Origin of the sequence: Vibrio ouci, assembly GCF_004551525.1 — a bacterium.
Taxonomy (GTDB): Bacteria; Pseudomonadota; Gammaproteobacteria; order Enterobacterales; family Vibrionaceae; genus Vibrio; species Vibrio ouci.
The window spans coordinates 1-654 of the sequence record NZ_SATR01000284.1; the positions used below are offsets into that span (position 1 = coordinate 1).

Below are 654 nucleotides of genomic sequence, written 5' to 3' on the forward strand. Positions count from 1 at the left end.
GGCGTTATACAATACTCAGAAGGGTTACGAATTGATATTCCATTATCAAACACTTATTGCGGCCTCAATAGGTTTCATCGGTGTCATCATCTCTATTTTGGCAAATGGCTGGTTGGCTAGACGTCAGCGAGAAAAAGATCTTAGGCATACGAAACAGGCTCTTCTATCTGCTATTCGAGCGGAGCTAAATGTGAGTTTAGGAACATATCGCGAACGAGTTGAGCTACTAAGGAAACCGTCTCAAACTGGAAACACTGTTTTTCCCTTAAAAGTTTTTAACCAAGTCTATCGGGAATTACTTGGTTCAATTGGTTCGCTTGATGAGAAAAATGCCGAGACAGTAATTAATATCTACCTGCTTATTGAAGAACTGCCTGACAAAATGAAGTTACTAGTAGATAGTGAAAACAACTCAACTGAATTTATCTATTTTAATAACGAAGCTCAGAGAAAACATGCGAAAGAAGTCCATGAACACTATGTGAAGTTAGTCGAGAAAGCACTTAGTAAGCTAAGTTAGGAAAATATTGTATAACAAGGCGTTTAAGACAGATTCGCAACGCTCGGCATTTTTGGTTTGCTTTGATTTTGGTGTTTACAGCACAATAGTTTAGGTTCAGTGGTCTGCGTTGCTCACTACTTAACGCGGCGTTA

General features: G+C 39.0%; 1 protein-coding gene. It reads left to right on the top strand.

The genetic code is table 11. The features are described from left to right. Positions 1-520: hypothetical protein (locus tag ELS82_RS26600; protein WP_167489565.1), on the top strand; the 520-nt coding region annotated here is incomplete at its 5' end. Between the last annotated feature and the right edge of the window lie 134 nt (positions 521-654).